This window comes from Bacillus sp. SIMBA_008 (genome assembly GCF_046535495.1).
Taxonomy (GTDB): domain Bacteria; phylum Bacillota; class Bacilli; order Bacillales; family Bacillaceae; genus Bacillus; species Bacillus subtilis.
This window is the reverse complement of record NZ_JAWRWL010001336.1, coordinates 1-233: the sequence shown is the minus strand read 5'-3', so window position 1 is coordinate 233 and position 233 is coordinate 1. Positions and strand designations below refer to the sequence as shown.

The following is a 233-nucleotide window of genomic DNA, read 5'->3' as shown; positions in this document are numbered from 1 at the left end:
AGTCCGACCCCCGGGCGGTCGTGCTCGTCGAGTCTCGTCATGATGCGGTAGGTCTGAGCGTTACCTTCGAAGCCCTCGTGGAGACGGAAGCGCGAGCGCGCGAGCCTGTCGAGAGCCTTCTCGCCGAGGTGGCCGAACGGCGGGTGGCCGATGTCGTGGGCGCTGGCCGCGGCCTGTACGACGACGGGGTGGCATCCGCCCAGGTCGGCGACGAGCCGTCCCGTCGGGCCCTC

Annotated in this window: 1 protein-coding gene; it reads right to left on the bottom strand. The window is 71.2% G+C overall.

Annotation, left to right across the window (positions count from 1 at the left end):
• Window positions 1-233 (bottom strand): HD domain-containing protein (locus SB658_RS27790; RefSeq protein WP_410603812.1); only part of this gene is annotated, 233 nt, incomplete at both ends.